Genomic DNA, 24877 nt, shown 5'->3' on the forward strand with positions numbered 1-24877 from the left:
AACCTAGCCACGGGGGGCAGGTATGACCGCGGCCGCGGTGCTGACCACGGCCCTCGCGCAGCGGCGCGAGCGGCCCGGGGCAGACCTGGCCGAGTCCGCTGCAGACCTGGTGGCGGCCGCGACGGCGATGGCCCGGCGGTTCCGCGCGGGCGGCGTCCTGCACGCCTTCGGCGACGACGACGCCGACGCCCGGCACATCGCGGTCGAGTTCGTGCACCCGGTGATCGTCGGCAAACGCGCCCTGCCCGCGGTGGCCCACCACGCCTTCCGCGCCGCCCACCGACTGCGCCACGCCGCCCCGGTCGACCTGGCCCTGGCCGTATGCGCCCCGACGGTCCGCAACGCCGACCCCGATGCCCGCAACGCCGACCCCCAGGTCCGCAACGCCGACCCGCAGCGCGGTGCATCCTGCGGTCTCGGGGAAACGGCACCCAACCGACCCGGCGAAGCCGCAGTTTCCTTGAAACTGCAGGACGGACCGCGACCGGGTGGCGCGGGGCCGGTCGCGGCGGCGCTGGCCGCGGCGGGGGAGCGCGGGCTGCTCACGGTCGCGCTGGCGGGGCGGTTCTGGGCGGGGCCGCGGGTGGACCACCTGCTCACCCTGCCCGCCGACGACCCGCTCGTGCTGCGCGAGCTGCAGGTCTCGGCGTACCACCTGCTCTGGGAACTGACCCACGCCCTGCTCGAACACGGCCCGGACGGGTCCACGCCATGAGGCACGCCATTCCGGCGGAGCTGCGGGCCGTGGCCGACCTGGCCGGCGGGTCGTGTGTGACCTGCTCCGACACCGCTGTGCCCGCGACCGTGGTGCTGCTGCTGGCGGGCGGGCTGGCCCTGGCCGACGCGGGCGCGGGTCCGGAGGAGATCAGCGTCGCGCTGGTCGCCGCGCGGGTCGGTGACACCGTGCTGGTGCACGCCGGCGAGGCCATCCGGGTGCTGCCGGAGGTGGCCGGGTGAGCAACGCCGCACCGGCGCACCTGGGCGCCCTGTACCCCTTCCTGTACGCGCAGCCCGCGCCGGCCGTGGACGCGTTCACGGCCGAGCTGGTCGTCTCCACCACGGGCAAGCTGCGCGAGGCGGCGACGCTGCGCGCCCAGGTGCTCACCGAGCAGGGCGAGGCGCTGGCCGCGTGCGCGCGGGCGCTGGCCGTGGCATTGGAAACCGGCGGGCGGCTGTTCGCGTTCGGCAACGGCGGCAGTGCGACCGACGCGCAGGCCTGCGCCGACCTGTTCGCGGACCCGCCGGCGGGATACGGCGCGCCGGTGCTGGCGGCGTACGCGCTGAGCGTCGATGTGGCGGTGGTCAGCGCGCTGGCCAACGACGTCGGCGTGGAAGCGGTGTTCGCCCGGCAGGTCGCCGCGCACGCCCGGCCCGGTGACGTCGCCGTGGGCTTCTCCACCAGCGGGAACTCGCCGAACCTGGTCGCCGCGTTCGACCGGGCGCGCCGCTGCGGCATGGTCACCGTCGGGTTCAGCGGGGGCGGCGGGGGACGGCTGGCCGAGCCGGGCGCCGTGGACCACCTTTTCGTCGTGCGGTCGCCGTCGGTGCACCGCATCCAGGAGGCGCAGACCACCGCCTGCCACGTGCTGTGGGAGCTGACCGTGGCGGAGCTGGCCGGCGCGGGAGGCCGCCCGCGGGCGGCAGCTAGGGGACCGTCGGAGCGGCCGCTCGGTGTACAGCCGGAGCGAAGCGCAGGCTGGACGACCGATTAAGGCCGCGGAGCGGCTCCGCATGACACAGGGGGTGTTCGCTGATGACCGCAACACAGGCACAGCCTGCTGACACCGATGAGCAGCCGATCCACATACTCTGGATCAACGCCGGGCTCAGCTGCGACGGCGACTCGGTCGCGCTGACCGCCGCGACCCAGCCCAGCATCGAGGAGATCGCGCTCGGCGCCCTGCCGGGCCTGCCGAAAATCGCGGTGCACTGGCCGCTGATCGACTTCGAGTGCGGGCCGGACGGCGGCGCGGACGACTTCCTGTCCTGGTTCCACAAGGCCGACCGGGGCGAGCTGGAACCGTTCGTGCTGGTGGTCGAGGGTTCCATCCCGAACGAGTCGATCAAGGAAGAGGGCTACTGGGCCGCCTTCGGCACCGACCCGGCCACCGGGCAGCCGATCACCACCAGCGAGTGGCTGGACCGGCTCGCGCCCAAGGCCCTCGCGGTGCTCGCCGTGGGCACCTGCGCCACGTACGGCGGCATCCACGCCATGTCCGGCAACCCGACCGGGGCCATGGGCGTGCCCGACTACCTGGGCTGGGACTGGCGCTCGGCGGCGGGCATCCCGATCGTGTGCGTGCCCGGCTGCCCGATCCAGCCGGACAACCTCGCCGAGACCATCACCTACCTGCTCTACCAGGCGGCCGGGCAGGCCCCGATGATCCCGCTGGACGACAAGCTGCGCCCGCAGTGGCTGTTCGGGCAGACCGTGCACGAGGGCTGCGACCGGGGCGGTTACTACGAGCAGGGCCAGTTCGCCACGCACTACGGCACGCCCGAGTGCATCGTGAAGATCGGCTGCTGGGGTCCGGTCGTCAAGTGCAACGTGCCCAAGCGCGGCTGGATGAACGGCATCGGCGGCTGCCCGAACGTGGGCGGCATCTGCATCGGCTGCACCATGCCGGGTTTCCCGGACAAGTTCATGCCGTTCATGGACGAGCCGCCCGGTGCGACCGTGTCCTCGGCCGGCAGCGGCGTGTACGGCGCGATGATCCGCCGCCTGCGCAACATCACCGGCAAGACCGTGGACAAGGAGCCCAAGTGGCGGCACCGGGGCACCGAGCTCACCACCGGCTACCACCGCTGACCAGCGGCCGTATCGAGTCAGAAAGGCGTTGAGGACGAGCATGGCGACGCAGACGGCCGCGGAGGGCCTCGTCGAGATGTCGTGGGATCCGATCACCCGGATCGTCGGCAGCCTCGGCATCTACACCAAGATCGATTGGAAGGCCCGCCGGGTCGTCGAGTGCTACAGCACCTCGTCGGTGTTCCGCGGCTACAGCATCTTCATGAAGGGCAAGGACCCGCGCGACGCCCACTTCATCACCAGCCGGATCTGCGGCATCTGCGGCGACAACCACGCCACCTGCTCGGTCTACAACCAGAACATGGCGTACGGCGTGCAGCCGCCGCACCTGGGCGAGTGGATCGTGAACCTCGGCGAGGCCGCCGAGTACATGTTCGACCACAACATCTTCCAGGAGAACCTGGTCGGGGTCGACTACTGCGAGAAGATGGTCCGCGAGACCAACCCGGGGGTGTGGGAGAAGGCCAAGAACACCCCCGCGCCGCACGCCGAGCAGCACGGCTACAAGACCATCGCCGAGATCATGACCTCGCTGAACCCGCTGGAAGGCGCGTTCTACCGCGAGGCGCTGCAGGTCAGCCGGTCCACCCGGGAGATGTTCTGCCTGATGGAGGGCAGGCACGTGCACCCGTCCACGCTGTACCCGGGCGGCGTCGGCACGGTCGCCACGGTGCAGCTGTTCACCGACTACCTGTCCCGGCTGATGCGCTACGTCGAGTTCATGAAGCGGGTCGTGCCCATGCACGACGACCTGTTCGACTTCTTCTACGACGCGCTGCCCGGCTACGAGGAGGTCGGCCGGCGGCGGGTGCTGCTGGGCTGCTGGGGTGCGCTGAACGACCCCGACCACTGCGACTTCACCTACGAGCGGATGAGCGAGTGGGGCAAGAAGATGTTCGTCACGCCGGGCATCGTGGTCGACGGCAAGCTCGTCACCAACGACCTGGTCGACATCAACCTCGGCATCCGCATCCTGCTCGGCAGCTCCTACTACGACGACTGGCAGGGCCAGGAGGTCTTCGTCAAACGGGACCCGCTGGGCAACCCGGTCGACGTGCGCCACCCGTGGAACCAGCACACCTTGCCCAAGCCGCAGAAGCGGGACTTCGACGGGGCGTACTCCTGGGTCATGTCGCCGCGCTGGTTCGACGGCAGCGACCACCTGGCCCTGGACACCGGCGGCGGCCCGATCGCCCGGCTGTGGTCCACCGCGCTGTCCGGCCTGGTCGACATCGGCTACGTGAAGGCGACCGGGCACAGCGTCGTGATCAACCTGCCGAAGACGCTGACCAGGCCCGAGGCGACCTTCGAGTGGAAGATCCCGAAGTGGAGCAACGCGCTGGAGCGCAACCGCGCCCGCACCTACTTCCAGGCGTACGCGGCCGCCGTGGCGCTGCACGCCTGCGAGAAGGCGCTGGCCGAGGTGCGGGCCGGGCGCACCCAGACCTGGGAGCCGTTCAAGGTGCCCAAGGACGCGAACAGCGTCGGCTTCACCGAGGCCGTGCGCGGCGTGCTGTCGCACCACATGGTCATCCGCGACGGGAAGATCGCCAACTACCACCCGTACCCGCCGACGCCCTGGAACGGCAGCGTGCGCGACCGCTTCGGCACACCGGGCCCCTACGAGGACGCGGTGCAGAACACCCCGATCTTCGAGGAGAACTCGCAGGAGAACTTCAAGGGCATCGACATCATGCGCGCGGTACGCAGCTTCGACCCCTGCCTGCCCTGCGGCGTGCACATGTACACCGGCAACGGTTCGGTGCTCAAGAAGCTGCACACCCCGCACGCCTTCGCGTCCGGTGCGACATCATGAGCGAGCGGAGCGAGCGAATCATGGGCACAGCTCGGCTCATGACGACGCCGGAGGCGGCGGCATGAGCGATCAGCACATGGACCGGGTGATGGCGCTGGACCCGCACACGGTGGGTGTACGTGTGGAAGGGCTGCTCGGGGAGGTCGAGAGCGCGGGTGGGCAGGCCGCCCGCACCGCCGCCGACGGGGTGGTCCGCGAGTTGCTGCACCTCAACGAGGCCGGGCTGGCCCGGCTGCTCGACGGCCTGGTCACCGTGCCCGGCGTCACCGAGGAGCTGCGCGTGCTGGCCGAGGACGAGCTGGTCGGCGGCCTGCTGGCGCTGTACGGTCTGCACCCGGTGCCGATCGAGGAGCGGGTCCTGGTGGCGCTGGACCGGGCCCGCAGGCGGCTCGGCCGCGAGTTCACCCTGGTCGACATCGACGCCGCGGGCACCGCCCGGATCGCGACCGCGGGGGGTTGCGGCAGCGGCTGCGGCGGCACCGGCGAGACGGCCGGTGAGCTGCTCTCCCGGCTGGTGCAGCAGGCCGCGCCCGAGATCGTCGAGGTGGTGCTGGAGGAGGCCCCGGCACCGCAGAAGCTGCTGCAGATCGGCCACCGGCCGAAGGCGCCGACCGGCGCGCCCGCATGACCGCCGGCCTGCGGCGTTATCTGACCGCGCCCGCGCCGCCCGCCATCGTCGCGCAGGCGGCGCCGGAGCGCTGCGAGCTGTGCGCGGCCGTGATCCCGGCCGACCACGACCACCTCGTGGACCTGGCGAACCGGTCGCTGCCGTGCGCCTGCCGACCCTGCCACCTGCTGTTCGCACCGTCCGACGAGCCGCCCGCGGGGGAGTCCGCGGGCGCGCGCCGGTTCGCGGCGGTGCCGCGCGAGCACACGGCGCTGCCGGACTTCTCGCTGTCCGACCTGGACTGGGCGGCGCTGGACGTGCCGGTGCGGCTGGCGTTCGTCTTCGTCAACAGCACCCTCGGGCAGCCGGTGGCGCTCTACCCGAGCCCGGCCGGGGCGGCCGAGTCACAGCTGCCGCCGGAGGTCTGGGCGAAGGTGCTGGCCCGGCATCCGGACACGGCCCGGCTGCCGCCCGACGTGCTGGCGCTGCTGCTGCACCGGTCCCCGGACGGCCCTGAGGCGTACCTGGTGCCGATCGACGTCTGCTACCGCCTGGTCGGCCTGGTCCGGCTGCGCTGGCGCGGCTTCGACGGCGGGCAGGAGGCGTGGGCGGCGATCGACGGCTGGCTCGCCCAGGTCCGTGAGAATGCTGGCACGCCCGTGGGGGCAGGGCATGGCTGAGCTGTCGTTCGCCTGCGTGGACGCGCAGGCGCTGCCGTGGGCCGCCGGGCCGACGCTGCGCTTCCGGCTGCGGATCACCGCCCCGGCGGAGGTCCGCGTGCACGCGCTCGTGCTCAGCTGTCAGCTGCGCATCGACCCGCGTGCCCGGACCTACTCCGAGCCCGAGGCGCAGGGCCTGGACTACGTCTTCGGCGCGCCCGCCCGCTGGGCGACCAGCATGCAGGCGCTGCACTTCGCCACCGTCGGCGTGACCGTGCCCGGGTTCACCGGCGGGACCGAGTTCGACCTGATGGTGCCCTGCACGTACGACCTCGAACCGGGGCTGGGCAAGTATCTGCACGCGCTCGCCGAGGGCACGGTGCCGATGACGTTCCTGTTCAGCGGCACGCTGTTCGAGGCCGGGCCCGGCGGGGTGCAGGTCGGGCGGGTGCCGTGGGACCGGGAGGCGGCGTACGCGCTGCCCGTCGCCGTGTGGCGCGAGCTGATGGACCTGTACTTCCCGGACACGGCCTGGCTGCGGCTGCGCCGCGACACCGTCGACGCGCTGCTGCGCCACCAGGCCCGGCACGCGGTGCCGACGGCCGACGAGGCGCTGTCCGCCCTGCTCGCGGCGAAGGAGGACGGACTGTGCCCGACAGCGCGCTGAGCGAAGCGTTCGAGCAGGCCCGCGCGGTCGCCGACGCGGTCCTCTACGAGGGCTACCTGCTCTACCCGTACCGCGCCGACGCGGCCAAGAACCAGCTGCGCTGGCAGTTCGGCGTCCTGGTCCCGCCCGCCTACGCCGACGACGCCCTCGGCGAGTACACCTGGTGCCAGACCCAGCTGCTGGCCGAGCCCCGCCCCGACACCCGCCTGCACTGGCGCGTGCGCTTCCTCCAGGCCCAGTCCCGCACCGTCGAGACCGCCACCGGCGACGGCTACCACCCGGTGCCCTCCGCCGAGGTCGACGGCACCATCCACCTCCCCTTCGACGAGACCCTCGAACAGTCCGCCGACCTCGTCATCCCCCTCGCCGACCTGGTGGGCGACCACGTGCACACCTTCACCATCCCCGGCGGCACCGAAACGGAACAGATCTCCGCGTCCGTCCGCCTCCACCGCGAACGCCACCCCCTGCACGCCGAACTCCGCCTGCACGCCGACCCCCTCCCCGGCCCCTACGGCCTGCTCCGCCTCACCGCCACCGTCACCAACCGAACCGAAAGGAAGGGCACCTTCACATCGGTTCACGTAGAGGAAGGGCACCTTCCAAACGCCTCGCCGGAAGCGGCGCAGGTGGGCGGGCTGGGGCGGCCGGAGGCGCTGCGGCACTCGCTGATCGCGGCGCACAGCGTGTTCGCGCTGACGGCGGGCAACTTCGTGTCGCTGCTCGACCCGCCGGAGTGGGCGAAGGCGGCCGTGCGGGAGTGCCGCAACATCAGGACGTGGCCGGTCATGCTGGGCCCGGAGGGCAGCCGCGAGGTGATGCTGTCCGCGCCGGTGATCCTGTACGACCACCCGGTGGTCGCGCCGGAGAGCCCCGGCGACATGTACGACGCGCTGGAGATCGACGAGCTGCTGGTGCTGCGTACGCTGACCCTCACCGACGAGGAGAAGCGCCGGGTACGGGCCACCGACCCGCGCGGCGGCGCGCTGCTGGGCCGGGCCGAGACGCTGCCACCCGAGGTGTTCGAGCGGCTGCACGGGGCGATCCGGCAGTTGCGCCCGGTGCCCGCCGCCGGGCCGTCCGACGTGTTCGCCGCCGACCGCCCCTGGTGGGACCCGGGCGCGGACTCCTCCGTCGATCCGGCGACCGACACCGTCGTCATCGACGGCACCCCGGTCGGCCAGGGCAGCAAGGTGCGCCTGCACCCGGGCGGGCGGCGCAGCGACGCGCAGGACATGTTCCTGGTGGACCGGGTCGCCACCGTGCAGGCGGTGCTGCTCGACGTCGACGGCTCGACGCATCTGGCCGTGACCCTCGACGACGACCCCGCCGCCGACCTGCAGATCCTGCAGGGCCGGTTCCGCTACTTCGCCCCCGAGGAGGTCACGGTGGTGTCCGCATGAGCGAGCATCGCGAGCGAATCACGGGGCCGGCGACTCGTGCCGGCGACGAGCGCAGCGAGCAGCGGGCATGAGCACGCGGCGCAAGGTGCTGGTCGCCGGGCTGGGCAACATCTTCCTGGGCGACGACGGCTTCGGCGTCGCGGTGGCGTCGCGGCTGCTGGCCGGTCCGTGCCCGACCTGGCTGCGGGTGGCCGACTACGGCATCCGCGGCGTGCATCTGGCGTACGACCTGATGGCCGGCTACGACGCGACCGTCCTGATCGACGTCGACTGCCGCGGTGACGCCCCGGGCACGGTGCGGCTGCTGGAGGTCAGCGCGGCCGACCGGGCCGCCGGGCGGGCCGACGACGGCCCGGTGCTGGTCGACCCGCACGGCATGCAGCCGCAGCGGGTGCTGGACCTGCTGGACAGCTGCGGCAGCGCCCCGGGCCGGGTGCTGCTGGTCGGCTGCGAGCCGGCCGACCTGAGCGAGCGCATGGGGCTGAGCCCGCCGGTCGAGGCCGCCGTGGAGCCCGCCGTGGCGCTGGTACGGCAGTTGTGGGAGCTGGGCCCGGCCGCGCTGACCGGCGCGCTGCCGTTGCCGGCGGGGCTGATCGCCGCCGCGCCGGCCGAAGAGGATCGAGAGACAGGAGTACGGGTGTGACGCTCAAGAAGGTGCTGGCCGGGCTGGTGCTGGCCGGGGTGACGGCGGTGCTGGTGCGCACGTTCCCGGACATGAAGCGGTACCTCAAGATGCGCAGTATGTGACCCGGGAACCAGTGGAGGGGGCGCCGTGTCGCGGCATGATCGATGGGGCCGGATCGGGGTGTGGAGCGCGGCGTGGACAGAGGCGCTCCGGTCCGGCGGCGAGGCGCTGAGCGGCGAGTTCACCGACGCGGCGGCCGAACTGGACGACCTGGGCTACGGCACGCTCTGGCTGGGCGGGGGACCGGCGGTCACCTATGCGCGCCCGCTGCTGGAGGCGACCTCCCGCATGACGGTCGCCACCGGCATCCTCAGCATCTGGGAGCACGGGCCGGCCGAGGTCGCCGCGCAGCGAGCCGAACTGGAACGCGCCTTTCCGGGCCGTTTCGTGCTCGGCCTCGGGGTGAGCCACAGCCGGCTCACCGAGCGCTACGCGCACCCGTACTCCGCGATGACGGAGTATCTGTCCGCGCTGGACGCCGCGGCCGAACCGGTGCCGGTGCGCGACCGCGTGCTGGCGGCGCTCGGCCCGCGCATGCTGGCGCTGGCCCGCGACCGGGCCGCGGGCGCGCACCCGTATCTCGTGACGCCCGAGCACACCGCCCTGGCCAGGGAGATCCTCGGCGCGGACGCGGTGCTCGCGCCGGAGTTCAAGGCGGTGCTCGACACCGATGCCGAGCGCGCCCGGGCCGCGGCCCGTGGCCACCTGGCCCTCTATCTGCAGCTGCCGAACTACACCAACAACCTGCTGCGGCTGGGTTTCACGGAGGACGACCTGCGCGCGGGCGGCAGTGACCGGCTGCTGGACGCGGTGTTCGCGATGGGGGACGAGACGGCCATCGCCCGCCGCGCGGCCGCCTACCTGGACGCCGGTGCCGACCACCTGGCGGTGCAGGTGGTGACCGCCGAGCCGGGCCTGCCACGCGAGCAGTGGCGGCTGCTGGCCGCCGCGCTGCCCCTCGAAGCCTGATCCGAGCAGCCTGATCCGCGAAGCGGCGTGCACCCCGGCCGGGGTGCACGCCGCTCAGCCGCGGGGAAGGATCGTCGTGCCCGCCCGCGCCACGATCTCCTCCAGCGCGGCCACGTGCTGGGCGAACGCGGTTCGCCCGGCCGGGGTCAGCGCCGCCGAGGTGCGCGGCCGCTTGCCCACGAAGCCCTTGCGGATCTCGACGTAACCGGCCTCTTCCAGCGTGGTGAGCTGCTTGGACAGCGCCGAGTCGGACAGTCCGGCGCTGTCGCGGATGAACTTGAACTCGGCCCACTCCGACGCGGCCAGCAGGGCGACGATGGCCAGCCGGGTCGGGGCGTGGATCAGTTCGTCGAACCGGGCGTCGGTCATCGCGGCCCGCGCCGGTCGAGCATGGTGCGCCGTAGCGCCCGGGTGAGCAGCGGCCCGCCGACGGCCAGGAGCCCGGCGCTGGCCAGGGTGCCCCAGGTCGCCGGGCGGTTGACACCGCCGGACTGCAGGCTGAAGGCCAGCCCGAGTGACACGGCGACGGTCAGCGCCACGAAGCCGAGGATGAGCCCGATCCCGCGCGCGCCCAGCAGGGCGTTGCGCACCTTGACGCGCAGCCCGGCGCGGACGACCCAGCCGGTCCCGACGAGCAGGCCGACCACGAACACGGCCGTGCCGACGGCGATCACGGTCGGGTCCGCCGACTCGACGGCCGCGGCCAGGCCGACGGTGAGGCCGCCGAGCAGCCACCAGTACCAGTCGGGGATGGACAGCGCGTCGATGACCTGTTCCTGCTGCTCCCGTATCCGGGCCAGCGCTTGCGCCGCCTCGTCGGGACGGAGCTGCTCCGCCATGATGCCCTCCTCAGAAAGTAGTTTCCTGATAGGAAAGTACAGCGCTCTTTCCCGATTGGAAAGTACTTTCCTCATGGTTGGCACATCGCGGGTTCGTTTCCCGGGTGGGGCGACCGGCGTTGGGCATTCGGGAATAAGGAGATAAAATGCACGAAATCGGACTTTGTGAGAGCATCCTCGGCGCGGTCACCCAGCGCGCCGAGGGCCGTCAGGTCAACCGGGTGAAGGTGCGCATCGGCGTACGCCACGGTGTCGCCGAGCCGGCTCTCAAGCAGGGCTTCGCGCTGGTCGCGACCGGCACCACCGCCGACGGCGCGGAGATCGACATGGTGGCCGTGCCCGCGCACGTGTCCTGCTCGGCCTGCGGCCGGGCCGAGCAGTCCATGGACATGCTGCCCGTCTGCGCCTTCTGCGGCAGCGCCGACGTGGTGGTCACCGGGGGCGACGACCTCATCCTCGAGGAGCTCCACCTCGTCGACCTGCGGGCCTGAGCGTATGTGCCTGGGCATTCCCGGGGAGGTCGTCGAGATCATGACCGACCGGCCGGACCTGGCGCAGGTCGACGTCAGCGGCGTACGGCGCGCCATCAACATCGGGCTGTTCGAGCCCGGTGAGATCAACGAGGGCGACTGGGTGCTGATCCACGTCGGCTTCGCGCTATCCAAGATCGACGAGGCCGAGGCGACGGCCGCGATGGACTTCCTGAAGAGCCTCGGGGACGCGTACGCCGACGAGCTGACCGCCCTGCGAAGCTCCACCATCGACTGAGCGAGGCGACGATGCGTTTTGTGGACGAGTTCCGCGACGCCGAACAGGCCCGAGCACTGGCGGCCCGGATCGCCGCCCGGTGCGAACCGGGCCGCACGTACAAGTTCATGGAGGTGTGCGGCGGTCACACGCACACCATCTACCAGCACGGCCTGGAGGATTACCTGCCCGAGCAGGTCGAGCTGGTGCATGGGCCGGGCTGCCCGGTCTGCGTCATCCCGATGGGCCGCGTCGACGACGCGATCGCCATCGCGCAGCGCCCCGAGGTCATCCTGACCTCGTTCGGCGACATGATGCGGGTGCCCGGCGGCGACGGCTCCTTCCTGGACGCCAAGGCCGCCGGGGCCGACATCCGCATGGTGTACTCGCCGCTGGACGCGCTGAAGATCGCCCGGCAGCACCCGGACCGGCAGGTCGTGTTCATGGCCATCGGCTTCGAGACGACCGCCCCGTCGACGGCCGTCACGGTGCTGCGGGCGAAGGCGGAGGGGCTGACCAACTTCTCCGTCTTCTGCAACCACGTCACCATCCTCCCGGCGATCAAGGCCATCCTGGACTCGCCCGACCAGCGCCTCGACGGCTTCCTCGGCCCCGGGCACGTGTCCACGGTGATCGGCTGCGAGCCGTACCGGTTCATCGCCGAGCAGTACGGCAAACCGCTGGTCGTGGCCGGGTTCGAGCCGCTGGACATCCTGCACTCGATCGACATGCTGCTCGCCCAGCTCGCCGAGGGCCGCTGCGAGATCGAGAACCAGTACAGCCGGGTCGTCCCGTGGGACGGCAACCCGACCGCCCTGAAGGTGCTCGGCGACGTGCTCGAACTGCGCCCGTTCTTCGAGTGGCGCGGCCTGGGCTTCATCTCGCACAGCGCGCTGCGGCTGACCGAGGCGTACGCCGACTTCGACGCCGAGCGCCGCTTCGACGTGCCCGGCGTACGCGTCGCCGACCCGCAGTCCTGCCAGTGCGGCGAGGTGCTCAAGGGTGTGCTCAAGCCGTGGGAGTGCAAGGTGTTCGGCACCGCCTGCACGCCGGAGACCCCGATCGGCACCTGCATGGTGTCGCCCGAGGGCGCCTGCGCGGCGTACTACAACTTCGGCCGGTTCCGCCGCCAGCGGCTGCTGCAGGTGACGGCCCGGTGAGCGGCGAGGTCACCATCGACGGCCCGGTCACCGAGGCGGGCGCGAAAGCGGTCGCCGGCGTCAGCGAGCAGGCCGTCATGGAGCGGGTCGCGCGCGCCCGCCGGGCCCGGGCCCGGGTCCGCGAGGAACGCCTCACCATGGCCCACGGCGCGGGCGGCAAAGCCACGCAGAGCCTGGTCGAGGCCGTGTTCCTGGAGGCGTTCCACAACCCGCAGCTGGCCGCGCTCGACGACGCGGCGGCGCTGACCGTCGCGGGCACCCGGCTGGCCTTCACCACCGACTCGTACGTGGTGTCGCCGCTGTTCTTCCCCGGCGGCGACATCGGCGAGCTGGCCGTCAACGGCACCGTCAACGACCTGGCCGTCTCCGGCGCGCGCCCGCTGTTCCTGTCGGCCGGGTTCATCCTGGAGGAAGGCTTCGGAGTCGCCGACCTGACCCGCATCGTCACCTCCATGGCGGCTGCCGCCAAGGCCGCCGACGTGCGCATCGTCGCCGGGGACACCAAGGTCGTGCAGCGCGGCCAGGCCGACGGCTGCTACATCACCACGGCCGGGGTGGGGCTGCGCGATCGCGCCCACGACCTCGGCGTCGACCGGGCCCGGCCCGGTGACGTGGTGCTGGTGTCCGGGCCGGTCGGCGACCACGGCATGACCGTCCTCATCGCCCGCGGCGACCTGGACCTTCAGGTGGACCTGCGCTCGGACACCGCGTCGCTGCACGGGGCGACCGCGGCGCTGCTCGACGCGTGCGGGGCCGGCGTGCGCGCCATGCGCGACGCGACCCGGGGCGGCGTCGCCACGGTCCTCAACGAGATCGCCCGCGCCGCCGAGGTGGGCATCGTGGTCGACGAGGAGGCGGTGCCGGTGCGCCCCGGCGTACGCGGCGCGGCCGAGCTGCTCGGCATCGATCCGCTCTACGTCGCCTGCGAGGGCCGCTTCGTGGCGGTCGTCGCCCCGGACGCGGCCGACGCGGCGCTCGCCGCGCTGCGCGGGCACCCGCTGGGCGAGCAGGCCGCCGTCATCGGCCGCGTCGACGACGACCCCGCCCACCTGGTGCTGCTGCGCACCCGTTTCGGCGGCACCCGCATCATGGACCTCCTGGTCGGCGACCCGCTCCCGCGCATCTGCTGACCCGCGGCCGGGCCGTGGCGCGCCGGCTTCCCGCATACCGAAAGATCGCCGTTTCCGGTCAGAAGCCTGGGCCCGATCCCAGGTCCTGGCCGGAAACGGCGATCTCCTTTCCGGGAACCGGCCGCCGCGACGGGGAGGAGAGGCCGCGGCGGCCGGAAGGTCTCAGGACAGCATGATCTGCCACTGGCTCCAGAACGCCTGGGCGATCAGCACCACCGTCACCAGCAGCCACAGCGCCGGGCCGACCGCGTGCACGTCCACGGCCAGGTCCACCGCGCCGCGCAGGCGAGCCGGCACCCGCAGGTGCCCGTGGTGCAGGTTGTACAGCGTCGTGTACCAGAACAGCACCACCACCGCGACCCACACCACCATGCAGTACGGGCACAGCGCGCCGATCCGGTACATCGACTGGAACATCAGCCAGAACACGAAGCCCAGCGCGAACGTCGCCCCCGCCTGCAGCCCGAGCCACACGAAGCGCGGCAGCCGCACCCCCGCCAGCACCAGCACACCCAGCGTCACGACGACGGGGAACGTGCCCAGGCCCAGCAGCGGGTTCGGGAAGCCGAACGCCGACGCCTGCTCGGTGATCATCACCGAGCCGCACGACAGCACCGGGTTGATGCTGCACGAGGGCGTGTACGACGGATCGGTCAGCAGGTGGATCTTCTCCACGGCCAGGGTGAACGCCGCCGCCGTGCCCAGCACGCCGGTGACGGTCAGGATCCAGCCGATGGCGCGGTCGACGGTGGTCCGCCGCGGCGCCAGGTGCTCCTCGACGCCCGCCGGCTCGGCGTGGGTCGCGCCGCGCTGCTTGATCGCGGTCATGCTCACCCCGCCAGCGCCGTGTCGATCGCGGCCTTCAGATTGTCGTACGTGGCCGCCGGCTCGAACAGCTCGCCGTTGACGAAGAACGTCGGCGTGCCCCGCGCCCCGGCGGCCGCGCCGTCGGCCCGGTCGGTCTCGATCCGGTCCCGCACCTGCTGCGACGCGACGTCCGCGCGGAACCTCGCCATGTCCAGCCCCAGCTCCTGGGCGTAGCCGTCGAACGTCTTCGCGTGGTCGGTCTGCTGACCGCCCCAGGCCTGCTGGGTGGTGAACAGCTTGTTGTACATCGCCTCGAACTTGCCCTGGTTGGCGGCGGCCTCCGCGGCGGCGGCCGCGTTCATCGCGTTGGGGTGCATGTCGAGCGGGAACTCCCGCACCACGTAGGTGATCTTCCCGGCGTACTCCTTGCGCAGCTGCTCGACGGCCGGGTAGGCGCGGCCGCAGGACGGGCACTCGAAGTCGAGGAACTCGACGATGGTCACCTTGCCGTCGGCCGCCGTGGACAACTGGTGCGAGTCGGCGCGGACCGGGTTCGAACCGGCCGTGGCCGGCTCGGACGAGCCCTTCATGGCGAAGAACACGGCTCCGCCGACGATCAGCGCGACCGCCGCGAGCACGCCGAGGGTGAACCTCAGGTTGGTGCTCATACCGCCGCCGGCCGGCGCCTTGAGATTCTTGCGTCCCTTGCCGCCGGTCTTGTCCGGCCGCCGCGAGGCGGGTCGGGTCGTCGCGGGCATCGCGTCACCTTTCCACAGGAAGATGTGGGGGATTGATGGATCTCCGCTGGTGGGGGCGGCCCAGCTGTCTGGGGACTCTATCCATGACGGCTGGGCGAATCCTGGGAGAACGCAGCGAATCGCCTGTGCCGTGTCGCGCGGATCACGCGGTGGCGGTCACCTCCGCGCGGATCCGGTCCAGCGTCGCCGTCAGCGCGTCGCCGTTGACGCCGAACTGGGTGACCTTCGCGGCGGCCGCCCGCACGGCGTGGGCGAGGCAGTCCTGCCGGGGCAGGCCGTACGCCCGCAGTGACAGGAAGACTCCGGCCAGGATCTCGCCGGCGTGGGTGGTGTCGACCGGCTCCTCCCGCGTCGCGCGCACGCGCGTCAGTTGCCCGTCCTGGCAGTATCCGGCGCCTTCGGGGCCGAACTTCACGATCGCCGGCACCGGTGGGTGCTCGTGTCCGCCGAAGAGCAGGCGCTGCTCCTCCTCGTTCATGAAGATCAGGTCGGCGCTGCGGCACACCTGGCGGCACAGCGCGGTCTCCCGTTCGGCGAAGTGCTCGAACATGTCCACCGAGATGGTGGCGCGCGGCAGGACGCGGCGCAGGTGCATCAGCCAGGCGAGCTGCTGCTCGGGCGGCGCCGTCGCCAGGTGGACGTGCCGGGTGAGTTGATAGGCCCGCGGGAAGCTGTCCGGTGCGGCTTCGGTGGCGATGCCGAAGTCCACGCTGAAGGTGCGCCGGCCGTCGGGGTGCTGGTCGATGTAGAACCGCGGCGAGCGGCCCCGGGCCACTCGGACGCCGAGCAGGTTCACGCCGAGGCTGCGGATCGGCGCCAGGCTCAGGTCGTCGCCGACGGTCGCCACCACGCCCACCTGCGTGGCGTCGAGCACGGCCGCGCCGCGGGCGCAGGCGTACGCGGCTCCGCCGGGCGACACGGCGCTGCCATGGGGGGTGCGGTCCTCATTCAGGCCGATGTGCCCTACGATGACCAGCTTCATGAGTCAGCCTCTGCGGAACGGCGGAATCGGCTCGCGAATGGAATGATCGCGTCGCCGGTGGCGACGTCGAATATACGCACGGTATGACATGCCACTCGAATGCCATGCCAGACCGGGTGATCGTCCATCCCGGTGCCGGATGAGCGGCCGAGTACATGAACGACTTTCGTGCGGTCGGTCGTCACTTCCGTCCGCCGAAAGTTGATAGACGTCGTTGCATGCCGGCGGTAACGTGATCGGCACTCAGGGTGCGCATCGCTGCGCGGTATTCCTCTATTGCTCGCACGTCCAGTGGAGACGGCATGGAGTTCGCGGTTGCGGTGGCGGGCATCATCGGTGCGCTGGTCGCACTGGTGACGCTCGGGGTGAACGTGAGCCAGTACCGCCTGCAGCGGGGTGCGGTCGCGGCGCCCGGCCGCAAGGTCGAATCGCGTGAGGCGCACAAGATTCTCGACGAGATCGACGAGGACCCGGTGCGCGCGATCGCCGCCGATCACATCTTCATCCAGTCGGACAAATCCGGGGTCGGGTACATCGTCACCCAGCCGATAGCCGTGTATCTCGACATGCACACCGCCAGCTGCGTTCCCGCCAAGAGGGCGGTGCTCGCCAGGTCGTTGGCCGACTTCGTCGAAGAGGGCCTCGGAACGGATCTCAAAGGCGTATTGATCGCGACGCCGCGGGAGGGCAACCTGCTCGTCGGATCGAGTGTCGCGGAGCTGCTCGGCTCCGATTTCCTTATGATTCGTACCGGCCGCGCCCCGCGTTTCGGATATCCGATCGAGGGGACGTTCCTTCCCGGTGCGACCGCCGTCATCGCCGACGATCTCTGCATGGAGGGGTCGTTCCTGGCGACCTGTGTCAACCATCTGCGGGCCTACGGACTGAACGTGTCGGACGTCTTCTGCCTGTTCGAGCGGATGGATGGGGACGCCCGCGAAGGGCTGGCCGAGGTCGGCGTGGAACTGCACTCCAAGTACCAGATCGACGACGACGAACTGAAGCAGCTGAAAGGTGTCGGACGGCTGCGTGCGGCGGCTCCGGCGGGCCCGCTGCCGTCGCAGACGGGCGGCGGTCCCGCCCGTCCGGCCGGCAACGACTGACGGCGCGACGTGTCTCCATCAAGAAAGGCTCGCACATGACGTCCATGGATTCCGGGGCTGATCTCCGCTCGCTCGGGGAGAAGGGGTTCCTGTCCGGATTGCTGGGTGACCTGTTCGTCGATCCCCGGCTCATCGGGGGATTCGGGCACGACGCCTCCGTGATCGAGATGGCGGACTCCCCGTTCGACCTCATCCAGAAGATCGACCGCGCGTCCCGTCCGGTCGCGCTCTCCCTCGGCCTGGCCGGCTACGAGACCTGGGGGAGGATGGCCGTCACGGCGAACTGCAGCGACATCCTGGCCTCCGGCGGCCGCCCGCTGTCCGTCATGATCGCGATCATGGTCCCGGGCGAGGAGACCGCGGCGAACGTCAGGGACATCGTCTTCGGGGCAGCCGCGGAATGCCGCCGCAACGGGGTCGTGTTCGCCGGCGGCGACACGAAGGAGGCCGCCGACGCGCACGTCGTCGGCACGGCGGTCGGCACGGTGGGAGCCGACCGCTTCCTGCCGCGCAACACGGCGCAACCGGGCGACCGGATCTTCTGCGCCGGCCGGGTCGGCGGGTTCGCGGGCTCCTACTTCATGATCCGTGACGTCTTCCAGGGCCGACCCGTCCCGGAGGCCGAGGGTTACATCGAGTACCTGAGCACGCCCACGGCGCAGTGGCGCTCCGCCGGTGCGGTGAACGCGGGCGGTTATGCCCGGTGCGGCATGGACGCCAGTGACGGCCTGCTGGACGTGCTGCAGACGTTCGCGGCGGCGGGCGTGCGGGTCGAGATCGACCTCGACGCGATGCCGTACCACGCCTATGCCGTCGAGTGCGCGAAAGCCACCTCGATCCCGCTGACCCAGCTGATGTTCGGCGGTGGTGACTGGAACATCCTCTACTGCGTGCCCGGCTCGCGTGCCGACGAACTCGCCCAGGTGGCCGAGGCCGAAGGCCTGCCGCTGTACGCCATCGGCCGGGTCGCCGAGGGCGACGGCGTCGTGGCGGTCGATCGCGACGGCGTCGAGTTCGCCATCCGCGGGGTGGTCAACGAGCACTTCAAGAACCGCATCGAGGACGCCGGCAGCTTCATGGATCACATCGAGAAGGACAACTTTCTTGTATGAGTGAGTTCGTGGTCAACCTCCATGTCACCGAGCGGTGCAACTACGGCTGCACCTTCTGCTTCGGCAAGTGGGGGCTGGGCGCGACCAGAACGGAGATCTTCGATGACGCGGCCGCGGGGGAGGCCGTCGTCCGGGACCTGTTCGACCACTTCGGCGGCGGGCCGGACGGGATCCGGTTCAACTTCGTCGGCGGCGAGCCGGCCCTGCTCAAACGGCTGCCGGAGCTGGTGGCGGTCTGCCGGGAGCTCGGCGCCCAGGTCTCGTACGTCAGCAACGGCCTGATGCTGCGGCGGTTCGACGTCGCGTGGACCGCCGCCAATGTCGACCTCGTGGGCATCAGTGTCGACTCGCTCGTGGACGAGACCAACCAGCGCATCGGCCGGCTGGACCGGCACCGGGGCATGCTGGACCCGGCGTTCCTGTACGGCTACGTGTCGCGCCTGCGGGAGGCCGCCGGCACCCGGATAAAACTCAACACCGTCGTCTGCGCGGCCAACCACCAGGAGGACCTCTCGCCGCTCATCGAGGCCGTGCGGCCGGAGCGGTGGAAGATCTTCCAGGTGCTTCCGGTGTACGGCGATCGCGAGGCCGTCACCGCCGCTCAGTTCGGCGCGTTCCTGGATCGCCACCGGCACTTCGACAAGGTCATCGTCAGCGAGGACAACGACGAGATGACCGGCTCGTACGTCATGGTCGACCCGCTGGGCCGGTTCTTCTGGCACGTCGAGGGCGAGCGGGGCTACCGCTACTCCCGGCCGATATCCGAGGTCGGGGTCGGCGAGGCCTTCGCCGCGGCCGGCATCTCCTGGGACAAGTACGAACGTCGTTACCGTCCGGAGCAATGACAGGTCGGGTATCGTGTGCGCCCATGCCTAGAACGGTCGGCGTACGCGCCACGGTGCGTGACATCGCCGCGGAGACGGGCCTGTCCATCGCGACGGTGTCCCGGGTGCTCAATGGCGCGCCCAACGTCGCGCCGCACACGCGTGACCTGGTGCTGCAGGCCGTGCACCGGCGCGGGGACAAGGCCCCGCTGCGCCGCGGCGAGCTGCCCCCGGCCACCGGCGCGGTCTACGTGCGCTGCCCGTACGTGCTCACCGACTACTTCGGGCTGATCGTCAGCTCGATCGCGGAGACCATCGAGCTGCACGGGCGGCAGATGGTGCTCAACGCGGGCGAGGCCGCGCAGCCGTCCCCGGTGCTGTCGACGCTGGCCGACCGGCCGGACGTGGCCGGGGCGATCCTGATCCTGCCGCCCGAGTCGCCCGACGACCTGGTGCGGCTGCGCGACCAGCAGTTCCCGTTCGTGGTGATCGACCCGCGCACGCTCGCCCCGAAGGACATCGTGACGGTGTCGGCGGCGCACTTCGCCGGGGCGCGGCGGCTGATGTCGCACCTCGTGGAGCTGGGCCACCGCCGGGTCGGCATCATCGGCGGCCCGCCGGAGTGGCTGGCCAACGACGCCCGCATGGCGGGATACGTCGCGCCGCTGGCCGACGCCGGGGTGCTGCCCACGCCGGAGCTGGTGCGCCACGTCAACGAGCCGAACACCGACAACGGCTACCGGGCGGCGGGGGAGCTGCTGGACCTGCCGGACCGGCCGACGGCGCTGGTGGCGTTCAACGACAAGATGGCCGTCGGCGCGCTGGCCGCGGCACACGAACGCGGGCTGCGGGTGCCGCAGGACCTGTCGATCGCGGGCTTCGACGACATCGACGTGAGCCGGGCGACGACGCCCATGCTGACCACGGTGCGCCAGCCGCTGCAGGAGATGGGTCGGATGGCGGTGACGATGCTGATGCGCCTGCTGGACCGGCACACGCTGGAGGCCGTGCACGTCTCGCTCGGCACCGAGCTGGTCATCCGCGACTCGACGGCGGCCGCCCCGCCCCGCTGACGGTTCGGCCGATCGTCGAACGTTATAGGAAGGTGTCCTTCCTTTTCTCTGCTGGCAGCGGCAGTTTCATTTTGTTCCACGCGAATGGCGCTGAATCGTGGCGTCTTTCTCGGACATACCCAACCCTTGACAGGCGAGAAAGCCTTATGTTTCAGTGCTGTCAACAGGACGTCAATCATTCTGTTACATCAGTTACATCGACGGTCCTGTGGAACAGGAACAGCCCGGGCCGGGTCGGCGGCAGCCCCACCGCCGCCCGGTCCTCCACCGCCCCACGCGACTCGTCGCGACGCGCCACCTCTCACGTGGCGCGCCCGGCGAACCCCGCGCCCCTGTCCTGTCATGGCTCGCCATGGCTTCGTCGAAAGGAGGGTCCCGCGTGTTCCGTCCCCGGTCAGGCTGGACCACCACCATCGCGGTCACCGCCACGGCGGCGACCGCGTTCCTGGTGACCGGTTCGGTGATCGCCCCCTCGGCCTACGCGGCCGGCGAGAGCGTCAGCGTCTGGCTCACCACCACGTCCGACTCCGGTGGCCGCACGGTCACCCGCGGCCTGCAGCAGCAGGGCAACATCACCTTCGGCCCCGCCGGCGGCAGCGCCAACCACACCATCACCGTCAACGAGGGCACCACCTACCAGCAGTTCGAGGGCGGCGGCGCGTCCATCACCGACACCACCGCCTACCTGCTGCGCGGCGGCCCGATCAGCGCGGCCACCCGCGACCAGGTGATGAGCAAGCTGTTCTCGCCGACCGACGGCATCGGCCTGTCGTTCGTGCGCAACCCGATCGGCGCGTCCGACCTGTCCCGGCCCGGCAACGTCTCGCTCGACGACACCTGCTGCAACCTCAACGACTTCGGCAGCAACGGCTACGACACCAACGTCCGGCTCCTCACCCAGCAGGCCAAGAACCTCAACCCGGCCCTGCGGGTCAAGGGCGTGCCGTGGAGCGCGCCGGGCTGGATGAAGGACAACGGCCGGATGGACCAGATGGGCTGGCTCAAGGCCGAGTACTACCCGATGTACGCCCAGTACCTGGTCAAGTACATCCAGAGCTACCAGGCCATCGGCGTGCCGGTGAACTACATCTCGGTGCAGAACGAGCCCAACTGCTGCCAGTCGGGCAACCCGACCGCGATGAACTACCCGGGCATGAGCTGGAACACCTCCGGCCTGACCGAGTTCACCAAGAACCACGTCTACCCGGCGTTCCGGGCCGCGGGCATCACCACCAAGGTGCTCATCCACGACTGGAACTACGGCGACTACGCCAGTATGAGCGCGGGCACGCTGGCCGACACGGGCATCCGCAACGACCCGCTGTTCGGCGGGATCGCCTGGCACGGCTACTTCGGCGACCCCTCGGTCGGCACCCAGGTGCACAACCAGTACCCGGCGGTCAAGCAGTTCAGCACCGAGCACTCGGGCGGCACCTGGATCGGCAACCAGCACAACGAGGACATGGCCGACATCGTCAACTACGCCCGCAACTGGAGCGGCAGCCTGGTCAAGTGGAGCCTGGCGCTCAACCAGTTCATGGGCCCGCACAACGGCGGCTGCGACGTCTGCACCGGCCTGATCACCGTGCAGGAGGGCGGCTCGCGGGCCGGCCAGGTCGACTACACCATCGAGTACTACACCACCGGCCACCTGACCAAGTTCGTCAAGCCGGGGGCGTACCGGATCGACTCGACGGCCAACGGCACGGTCCAGAACGTCGCGTGGAAGAACCCGGACGGGTCCAAGGCCCTGATCGCGCACAACGGCGGCACCTCGTCGCAATCGGTGCGGGTCAACTGGGGCAACCAGTCCTTCGTGTACACCCTGCCTGCGCGTACCACCGCGACCTTCACCTGGTCGGGCACCCCGGGCAGCAACCCCGGCGGCGGCACCGGCCCGATCACGGGGCTGGCCGGCAAGTGCATCGACGTGGCCGGGGCGGCGACCGCCAACGGCACCGCGATCCAGCTCTACACCTGCAACGGCACCGGCGCGCAGTCCTGGACCCGCGATTCCAGCGGTCGGCTCAGCTCGCTCGGCAAGTGCCTCGACATCGTCGGCCCGAACGCGGCCAACGGCACGCTGACCCACCTGTGGGACTGCCACACCGGCACCTCCCAGAAGTGGACCTACAACAGCTCGACGCAGCAGTTCGTCAACCAGTTCTCCGGCACCTGCCTGGACGTGAAGGACAACAGCTCCGCCGACGGCGCGCGGCTGCAGATCTGGTCCTGCACCACCGGCGCGAACCAGAAGTGGACGTTCTCATGAGGCGGCGGCTGATCATCACGACGCTGACCGCGTCCCTGCTCGCCGGAGTCGGCGCGGCGGCAGTGGTCGTGCTCGGCAGCACCACGGCGCAGGCCGCGGTGACCTCGGGGACCACGTACACGGTGGTCAACAAGGCCAACGGCAAGTGCGTCGACGCGCGGGCCGCGGCCAGCGCCAACGGCACCGCGGTGCAGCAGTACACCTGCAACGGCACCGCCGCGCAGCAGTGGCGCTTCGACGCCACCAGCGGCGGCTACTTCAAGGTCGGCACCGCGCCGGCCGTCAACCAGGTCTGGGACGTCTCCAACGTCTCGACCGCCGACAACGCCGCGATCCACCTGTGGCTCTACGGCGGCGGCAACAACCAGCAGTGGCAGGCGGTGCAGGAGGCCGACGGGGCATACCACTTCGTCAGCCGGCACAGCGGCAAGTGCCTGGACGTGCCCGCCGCCTCGACCGCCGACAGCGTTCAGCTGGTGCAGTACACCTGCAACGGAACGGGAGCGCAGTCATTCTTCCTCAACCCGGTCGGCGGCCCGCAGCCCTCGCCCAGCACCGTGCCGCCTAACCCGAACAACCCCGACCTCGGCCCGAACGTGCGCGTCTTCGACCCGTCGATGTCGGCCTCGACCATCCAGTCCCAGCTGAACAGCGTGTTCTCGGGGCAGGAGACGAACCAGTTCGGCACCCAGCGGTACGCGCTGATGTTCAAGCCGGGCAGCTACAACGTCAACGTCAACGTCGGCTTCTACACCCAGGTCCTGGGTCTGGGCTTCTCGCCGGACGCGGTGAACATCAACGGGTCGGTGCACGTGGAGGCCGACTGGTTCCCGCCGAACAACGCGACCCAGAACTTCTGGCGCGGGGCGGAGAACCTGTCGGTGACCCCGAACGGCGGCACCGACCGCTGGGCCGTGTCGCAGGCCGCGCCGTACCGCCGCATGCACGTGCGCGGCAACCTGCTGCTCGACGACGGCGGCTGGGCCAGCGGCGGCTGGTTCTCCGACGTCAAGATCGACGGCCAGGTGAACTCGGGCAGCCAGCAGCAGTGGATCTCGCGCAACTCGCAGTTCGGCAGCTGGGCCGGGTCCAACTGGAACATGGTGTTCGTCGGCACGCAGGGCGCCCCGGGCAACACGTTCCCGAGCCCGCCCTACACCAACGTCGGCGCCACCCCGGTCGTGCGGGAGAAGCCTTTCCTGTACGTCGACAGCGCGGGCGCGTACCAGGTGTTCGTGCCCGGCCTGCGCAGCAACAGCACCGGCACCACCTGGGCGTCCGGCACTCCGGCGGGCACCTCCCTGCCGATCAGCCAGTTCCACATCGTGAAGGCCGGCGCGACCGCGGCCTCCATCAACGCGGCCCTGGCCGCCGGGCAGAACCTGCTGTTCACGCCCGGGGTGTACCACGTCAACGACACCATCCGGGTCACCCGGCCCGACACCGTCGTGCTGGGCCTGGGCCTGGCCACCATCATCCCGGACAACGGGGTCATGGCGATGTCGGTCGCCGACGTGGACGGCGTCAAGCTCGCGGGCATCCTCATCGACGCGGGCAGCACCAACTCGGCGACGCTGATGCAGGTCGGCCCGGCCGGCTCCGGCGCCAACCACGCGGCCAACCCGACCTCGCTGCACGACGTGTTCTTCCGCATCGGCGGCGCGGGCGTCGGCAAGGCCACCACCAGCCTGGTCATCAACAGCCACAACGTGATCGGCGACCACACCTGGATCTGGCGCGCCGACCACGGCTCCGGCGTCGGGTGGAACACCAACACCGCCGACACCGGCCTGGTCGTCAACGGCAACAACATCACGTTCTACGGCCTGTTCGTCGAGCACTACCAGAAGTACCAGGTGATCTGGAACGGCAACGGCGGCCGGACGTACTTCTTCCAGAACGAGCTGCCCTACGACCCGCCGAACCAGGCGAGCTGGATGAACGGCTCCACCCGCGGCTACGCGGCGTACAAGGTGGCCAACACGGTCACCAGCCACGAAGCCTGGGGCCTGGGCAGCTACTGCTACTTCAACGTCAACCCGGCCGTGGTGGCCGAGCGGGCGTTCGAGGTGCCCACCTCGGGCACGAGTTTCCACAACATGGTGACCGTCTCGCTCGGCGGCACCGGAACCATCAACCGCGTCATCAACAACACCGGCGGGACGGCCAACTCCGGCAACAACGTCGTCAACCTCGTCAGCGGCCCGTAGGTCCGAGGGCGGGAACGAAGCATCCCGGCCGTCCGGTGTTCACGCCGGACGGCCGGGCTGACAGGCAAATCGGCACCACCCACATATCCGAGCTCTGGAGGAAGTCCATGAGTGCAGCAACACCCGGCGTCCGTCGCCGTCTTCTCACGATCGCGGGCCCGCTGCTCGCGACCGCGCTCGTGCTCGGCACCGCGGCCTGCGGTGGCAGTGACGATCCGGCGAAGCCGGGTGGCAAGGTCAAGCTG

26 protein-coding genes are annotated in these 24877 nt (G+C 70.9%); 21 read left to right on the top strand and 5 right to left on the bottom strand.

What is annotated here, in order from left to right; all coding sequences use genetic code 11:
- Window positions 1-22: 22 nt before the first annotated feature.
- The 11 genes from AB0B35_RS26910 (at window position 23) to AB0B35_RS26960 (ending at window position 9615) form a co-directional block, all read left to right on the top strand.
- Window positions 23-715, top strand: a complete 693-nt coding sequence (locus AB0B35_RS26910; RefSeq protein WP_361050037.1) for a hypothetical protein — start codon at window positions 23-25, stop codon at window positions 713-715.
- Window positions 712-957, top strand: coding sequence for a HypC/HybG/HupF family hydrogenase formation chaperone (locus AB0B35_RS26915; protein ID WP_360536836.1), 246 nt, complete (start codon window positions 712-714; stop codon window positions 955-957). The genes AB0B35_RS26910 and AB0B35_RS26915 overlap by 4 nt, the downstream gene beginning before the upstream one ends.
- Window positions 954-1712 (top strand): SIS domain-containing protein, encoded by a 759-nt coding sequence (locus AB0B35_RS26920; RefSeq protein ID WP_361050040.1) that lies wholly within the window; start codon window positions 954-956, stop codon window positions 1710-1712. The genes AB0B35_RS26915 and AB0B35_RS26920 overlap by 4 nt, the downstream gene beginning before the upstream one ends.
- A 41-nt stretch (window positions 1713-1753) precedes the next feature.
- Window positions 1754-2809: a hydrogenase expression protein HypE gene (locus AB0B35_RS26925; RefSeq protein WP_361050043.1), complete on the top strand. Its 1056-nt coding sequence runs from the start codon at window positions 1754-1756 to the stop codon at window positions 2807-2809.
- A 40-nt stretch (window positions 2810-2849) separates the two neighbouring features.
- Entirely contained in the window at window positions 2850-4625 is a 1776-nt protein-coding gene (locus AB0B35_RS26930) for a nickel-dependent hydrogenase large subunit (RefSeq protein ID WP_361050046.1), read from the top strand.
- Between the two features lie 61 nt (window positions 4626-4686).
- Complete coding sequence (locus AB0B35_RS26935; protein WP_361050049.1) at window positions 4687-5253, top strand: hypothetical protein; 567 nt, start codon at window positions 4687-4689, stop codon at window positions 5251-5253.
- Window positions 5250-5912 (top strand): DUF5947 family protein, encoded by a 663-nt coding sequence (locus AB0B35_RS26940; protein WP_361050052.1) that lies wholly within the window; start codon window positions 5250-5252, stop codon window positions 5910-5912. Before AB0B35_RS26935 ends, AB0B35_RS26940 begins: the two co-directional genes overlap by 4 nt.
- A complete protein-coding gene (locus AB0B35_RS26945; RefSeq protein WP_361050055.1) occupies window positions 5905-6558 on the top strand; it encodes a DUF6084 family protein in 654 nt (217 codons plus the stop codon). The genes AB0B35_RS26940 and AB0B35_RS26945 overlap by 8 nt, the downstream gene beginning before the upstream one ends.
- The gene (locus AB0B35_RS26950) at window positions 6540-7961 is read left to right on the top strand and encodes a hypothetical protein (protein WP_361050058.1); all 1422 of its coding nucleotides are present in this window, start codon (window positions 6540-6542) and stop codon (window positions 7959-7961) included. The genes AB0B35_RS26945 and AB0B35_RS26950 overlap by 19 nt, the downstream gene beginning before the upstream one ends.
- 67 nt (window positions 7962-8028) lie before the next feature.
- Window positions 8029-8604 carry a hydrogenase maturation protease gene (locus AB0B35_RS26955; protein WP_361050061.1) on the top strand — a complete coding sequence of 192 codons (576 nt, stop codon included), beginning with the start codon at window positions 8029-8031 and terminating at the stop codon, window positions 8602-8604.
- A gap of 129 nt (window positions 8605-8733) precedes the next feature.
- Window positions 8734-9615 (top strand): LLM class F420-dependent oxidoreductase, encoded by an 882-nt coding sequence (locus AB0B35_RS26960; protein WP_361050064.1) that lies wholly within the window; start codon window positions 8734-8736, stop codon window positions 9613-9615.
- A 54-nt stretch (window positions 9616-9669) separates the two neighbouring features.
- On the opposite strand, the gene AB0B35_RS26965 is transcribed toward AB0B35_RS26960, so the two are convergent.
- Complete coding sequence (locus tag AB0B35_RS26965) at window positions 9670-9984, bottom strand: transcriptional regulator (RefSeq protein ID WP_361050067.1); 315 nt, start codon at window positions 9982-9984, stop codon at window positions 9670-9672.
- Window positions 9981-10454: a hypothetical protein gene (locus AB0B35_RS26970; protein ID WP_361050070.1), complete on the bottom strand. Its 474-nt coding sequence runs from the start codon at window positions 10452-10454 to the stop codon at window positions 9981-9983. Before AB0B35_RS26970 ends, AB0B35_RS26965 begins: the two co-directional genes overlap by 4 nt.
- Window positions 10455-10600: 146 nt before the next feature.
- Between AB0B35_RS26970 and AB0B35_RS26975 the strand changes: the two genes are divergently transcribed.
- The 4 genes from AB0B35_RS26975 to hypE are packed head-to-tail and all read left to right on the top strand — an operon-like array spanning window position 10601 to window position 13491.
- Window positions 10601-10945: a hydrogenase maturation nickel metallochaperone HypA gene (locus AB0B35_RS26975; protein ID WP_170212936.1), complete on the top strand. Its 345-nt coding sequence runs from the start codon at window positions 10601-10603 to the stop codon at window positions 10943-10945.
- A gap of 4 nt (window positions 10946-10949) precedes the next feature.
- Complete coding sequence (locus AB0B35_RS26980) at window positions 10950-11222, top strand: HypC/HybG/HupF family hydrogenase formation chaperone (RefSeq protein WP_155375716.1); 273 nt, start codon at window positions 10950-10952, stop codon at window positions 11220-11222.
- An 11-nt stretch (window positions 11223-11233) separates the two neighbouring features.
- Window positions 11234-12361 carry a hydrogenase formation protein HypD gene (gene hypD / locus AB0B35_RS26985; RefSeq protein ID WP_360536857.1) on the top strand — a complete coding sequence of 376 codons (1128 nt, stop codon included), beginning with the start codon at window positions 11234-11236 and terminating at the stop codon, window positions 12359-12361.
- A complete protein-coding gene (hypE, locus tag AB0B35_RS26990) occupies window positions 12358-13491 on the top strand; it encodes a hydrogenase expression/formation protein HypE (protein ID WP_361050074.1) in 1134 nt (377 codons plus the stop codon). The genes hypD and hypE overlap by 4 nt, the downstream gene beginning before the upstream one ends.
- 162 nt (window positions 13492-13653) lie before the next feature.
- On the opposite strand, the gene AB0B35_RS26995 is transcribed toward hypE, so the two are convergent.
- The 3 genes from AB0B35_RS26995 to AB0B35_RS27005 all read right to left on the bottom strand — a co-directional run bounded on the left by AB0B35_RS26995 (window position 13654) and on the right by AB0B35_RS27005 (window position 16038).
- A complete protein-coding gene (locus tag AB0B35_RS26995; RefSeq protein WP_361050077.1) occupies window positions 13654-14319 on the bottom strand; it encodes a vitamin K epoxide reductase family protein in 666 nt (221 codons plus the stop codon).
- Between the two features lie 2 nt (window positions 14320-14321).
- Entirely contained in the window at window positions 14322-15056 is a 735-nt protein-coding gene (locus AB0B35_RS27000; RefSeq protein ID WP_361050080.1) for a thioredoxin domain-containing protein, read from the bottom strand.
- A 142-nt stretch (window positions 15057-15198) separates the two neighbouring features.
- Window positions 15199-16038, bottom strand: a complete 840-nt coding sequence (locus tag AB0B35_RS27005) for a carbohydrate kinase family protein (protein WP_361050082.1) — start codon at window positions 16036-16038, stop codon at window positions 15199-15201.
- 302 nt (window positions 16039-16340) lie between these two features.
- Between AB0B35_RS27005 and AB0B35_RS27010 the strand changes: the two genes are divergently transcribed.
- The 6 genes from AB0B35_RS27010 (at window position 16341) to AB0B35_RS27035 (ending at window position 24632) form a co-directional block, all read left to right on the top strand.
- Window positions 16341-17141 carry a hypothetical protein gene (locus AB0B35_RS27010; protein ID WP_361050085.1) on the top strand — a complete coding sequence of 267 codons (801 nt, stop codon included), beginning with the start codon at window positions 16341-16343 and terminating at the stop codon, window positions 17139-17141.
- Window positions 17142-17176: 35 nt separating this feature from the next.
- Window positions 17177-18253 carry a thiamine-phosphate kinase gene (locus AB0B35_RS27015; RefSeq protein WP_361050088.1) on the top strand — a complete coding sequence of 359 codons (1077 nt, stop codon included), beginning with the start codon at window positions 17177-17179 and terminating at the stop codon, window positions 18251-18253.
- Window positions 18250-19098, top strand: a complete 849-nt coding sequence (locus tag AB0B35_RS27020; protein WP_361050091.1) for a viperin family antiviral radical SAM protein — start codon at window positions 18250-18252, stop codon at window positions 19096-19098. Before AB0B35_RS27015 ends, AB0B35_RS27020 begins: the two co-directional genes overlap by 4 nt.
- A 23-nt stretch (window positions 19099-19121) precedes the next feature.
- Window positions 19122-20150, top strand: a complete 1029-nt coding sequence (locus tag AB0B35_RS27025) for a LacI family DNA-binding transcriptional regulator (RefSeq protein WP_361050094.1) — start codon at window positions 19122-19124, stop codon at window positions 20148-20150.
- A 379-nt stretch (window positions 20151-20529) separates the two neighbouring features.
- Window positions 20530-22422: a ricin-type beta-trefoil lectin domain protein gene (locus tag AB0B35_RS27030; protein ID WP_361050097.1), complete on the top strand. Its 1893-nt coding sequence runs from the start codon at window positions 20530-20532 to the stop codon at window positions 22420-22422.
- Window positions 22419-24632: an RICIN domain-containing protein gene (locus AB0B35_RS27035; protein WP_361050100.1), complete on the top strand. Its 2214-nt coding sequence runs from the start codon at window positions 22419-22421 to the stop codon at window positions 24630-24632. Before AB0B35_RS27030 ends, AB0B35_RS27035 begins: the two co-directional genes overlap by 4 nt.
- The last annotated feature ends 245 nt before the right edge of the window (window positions 24633-24877 follow it).

It is taken from the genome of Catellatospora sp. NPDC049133, from assembly GCF_040648455.1.
GTDB classification, from domain to species: domain Bacteria; phylum Actinomycetota; class Actinomycetes; order Mycobacteriales; family Micromonosporaceae; genus Catellatospora; species Catellatospora aurea.

Bases quoted from the DNA above. Each gene is read 5' to 3' on its own strand.
- AB0B35_RS26910 (WP_361050037.1), top strand. From the start codon at position 23: ATGACCGCGGCCGCGGTGCTGACCACGGCCCTCGCGCAGCGGCGCGAG.
- AB0B35_RS26915 (WP_360536836.1), top strand. From the start codon at position 712: ATGAGGCACGCCATTCCGGCGGAGCTGCGGGCCGTGGCCGACCTGGCC.
- AB0B35_RS26925 (WP_361050043.1), top strand. From the start codon at position 1,754: ATGACCGCAACACAGGCACAGCCTGCTGACACCGATGAGCAGCCGATC.
- AB0B35_RS26930 (WP_361050046.1), top strand. From the start codon at position 2,850: ATGGCGACGCAGACGGCCGCGGAGGGCCTCGTCGAGATGTCGTGGGAT.
- AB0B35_RS26935 (WP_361050049.1), top strand. From the start codon at position 4,687: ATGAGCGATCAGCACATGGACCGGGTGATGGCGCTGGACCCGCACACG.
- AB0B35_RS26940 (WP_361050052.1), top strand. From the start codon at position 5,250: ATGACCGCCGGCCTGCGGCGTTATCTGACCGCGCCCGCGCCGCCCGCC.
- AB0B35_RS26945 (WP_361050055.1), top strand. From the start codon at position 5,905: ATGGCTGAGCTGTCGTTCGCCTGCGTGGACGCGCAGGCGCTGCCGTGG.
- AB0B35_RS26955 (WP_361050061.1), top strand. From the start codon at position 8,029: ATGAGCACGCGGCGCAAGGTGCTGGTCGCCGGGCTGGGCAACATCTTC.
- AB0B35_RS26965 (WP_361050067.1), bottom strand. From the start codon at position 9,984: ATGACCGACGCCCGGTTCGACGAACTGATCCACGCCCCGACCCGGCTG.
- AB0B35_RS26970 (WP_361050070.1), bottom strand. From the start codon at position 10,454: ATGGCGGAGCAGCTCCGTCCCGACGAGGCGGCGCAAGCGCTGGCCCGG.
- AB0B35_RS26975 (WP_170212936.1), top strand. From the start codon at position 10,601: ATGCACGAAATCGGACTTTGTGAGAGCATCCTCGGCGCGGTCACCCAG.
- AB0B35_RS26980 (WP_155375716.1), top strand. From the start codon at position 10,950: ATGTGCCTGGGCATTCCCGGGGAGGTCGTCGAGATCATGACCGACCGG.
- hypD (WP_360536857.1), top strand. From the start codon at position 11,234: ATGCGTTTTGTGGACGAGTTCCGCGACGCCGAACAGGCCCGAGCACTG.
- AB0B35_RS26995 (WP_361050077.1), bottom strand. From the start codon at position 14,319: ATGACCGCGATCAAGCAGCGCGGCGCGACCCACGCCGAGCCGGCGGGC.
- AB0B35_RS27000 (WP_361050080.1), bottom strand. From the start codon at position 15,056: ATGCCCGCGACGACCCGACCCGCCTCGCGGCGGCCGGACAAGACCGGC.
- AB0B35_RS27005 (WP_361050082.1), bottom strand. From the start codon at position 16,038: ATGAAGCTGGTCATCGTAGGGCACATCGGCCTGAATGAGGACCGCACC.
- AB0B35_RS27010 (WP_361050085.1), top strand. From the start codon at position 16,341: ATGGAGTTCGCGGTTGCGGTGGCGGGCATCATCGGTGCGCTGGTCGCA.
- AB0B35_RS27015 (WP_361050088.1), top strand. From the start codon at position 17,177: ATGACGTCCATGGATTCCGGGGCTGATCTCCGCTCGCTCGGGGAGAAG.
- AB0B35_RS27020 (WP_361050091.1), top strand. From the start codon at position 18,250: ATGAGTGAGTTCGTGGTCAACCTCCATGTCACCGAGCGGTGCAACTAC.
- AB0B35_RS27025 (WP_361050094.1), top strand. From the start codon at position 19,122: ATGCCTAGAACGGTCGGCGTACGCGCCACGGTGCGTGACATCGCCGCG.
- AB0B35_RS27035 (WP_361050100.1), top strand. From the start codon at position 22,419: ATGAGGCGGCGGCTGATCATCACGACGCTGACCGCGTCCCTGCTCGCC.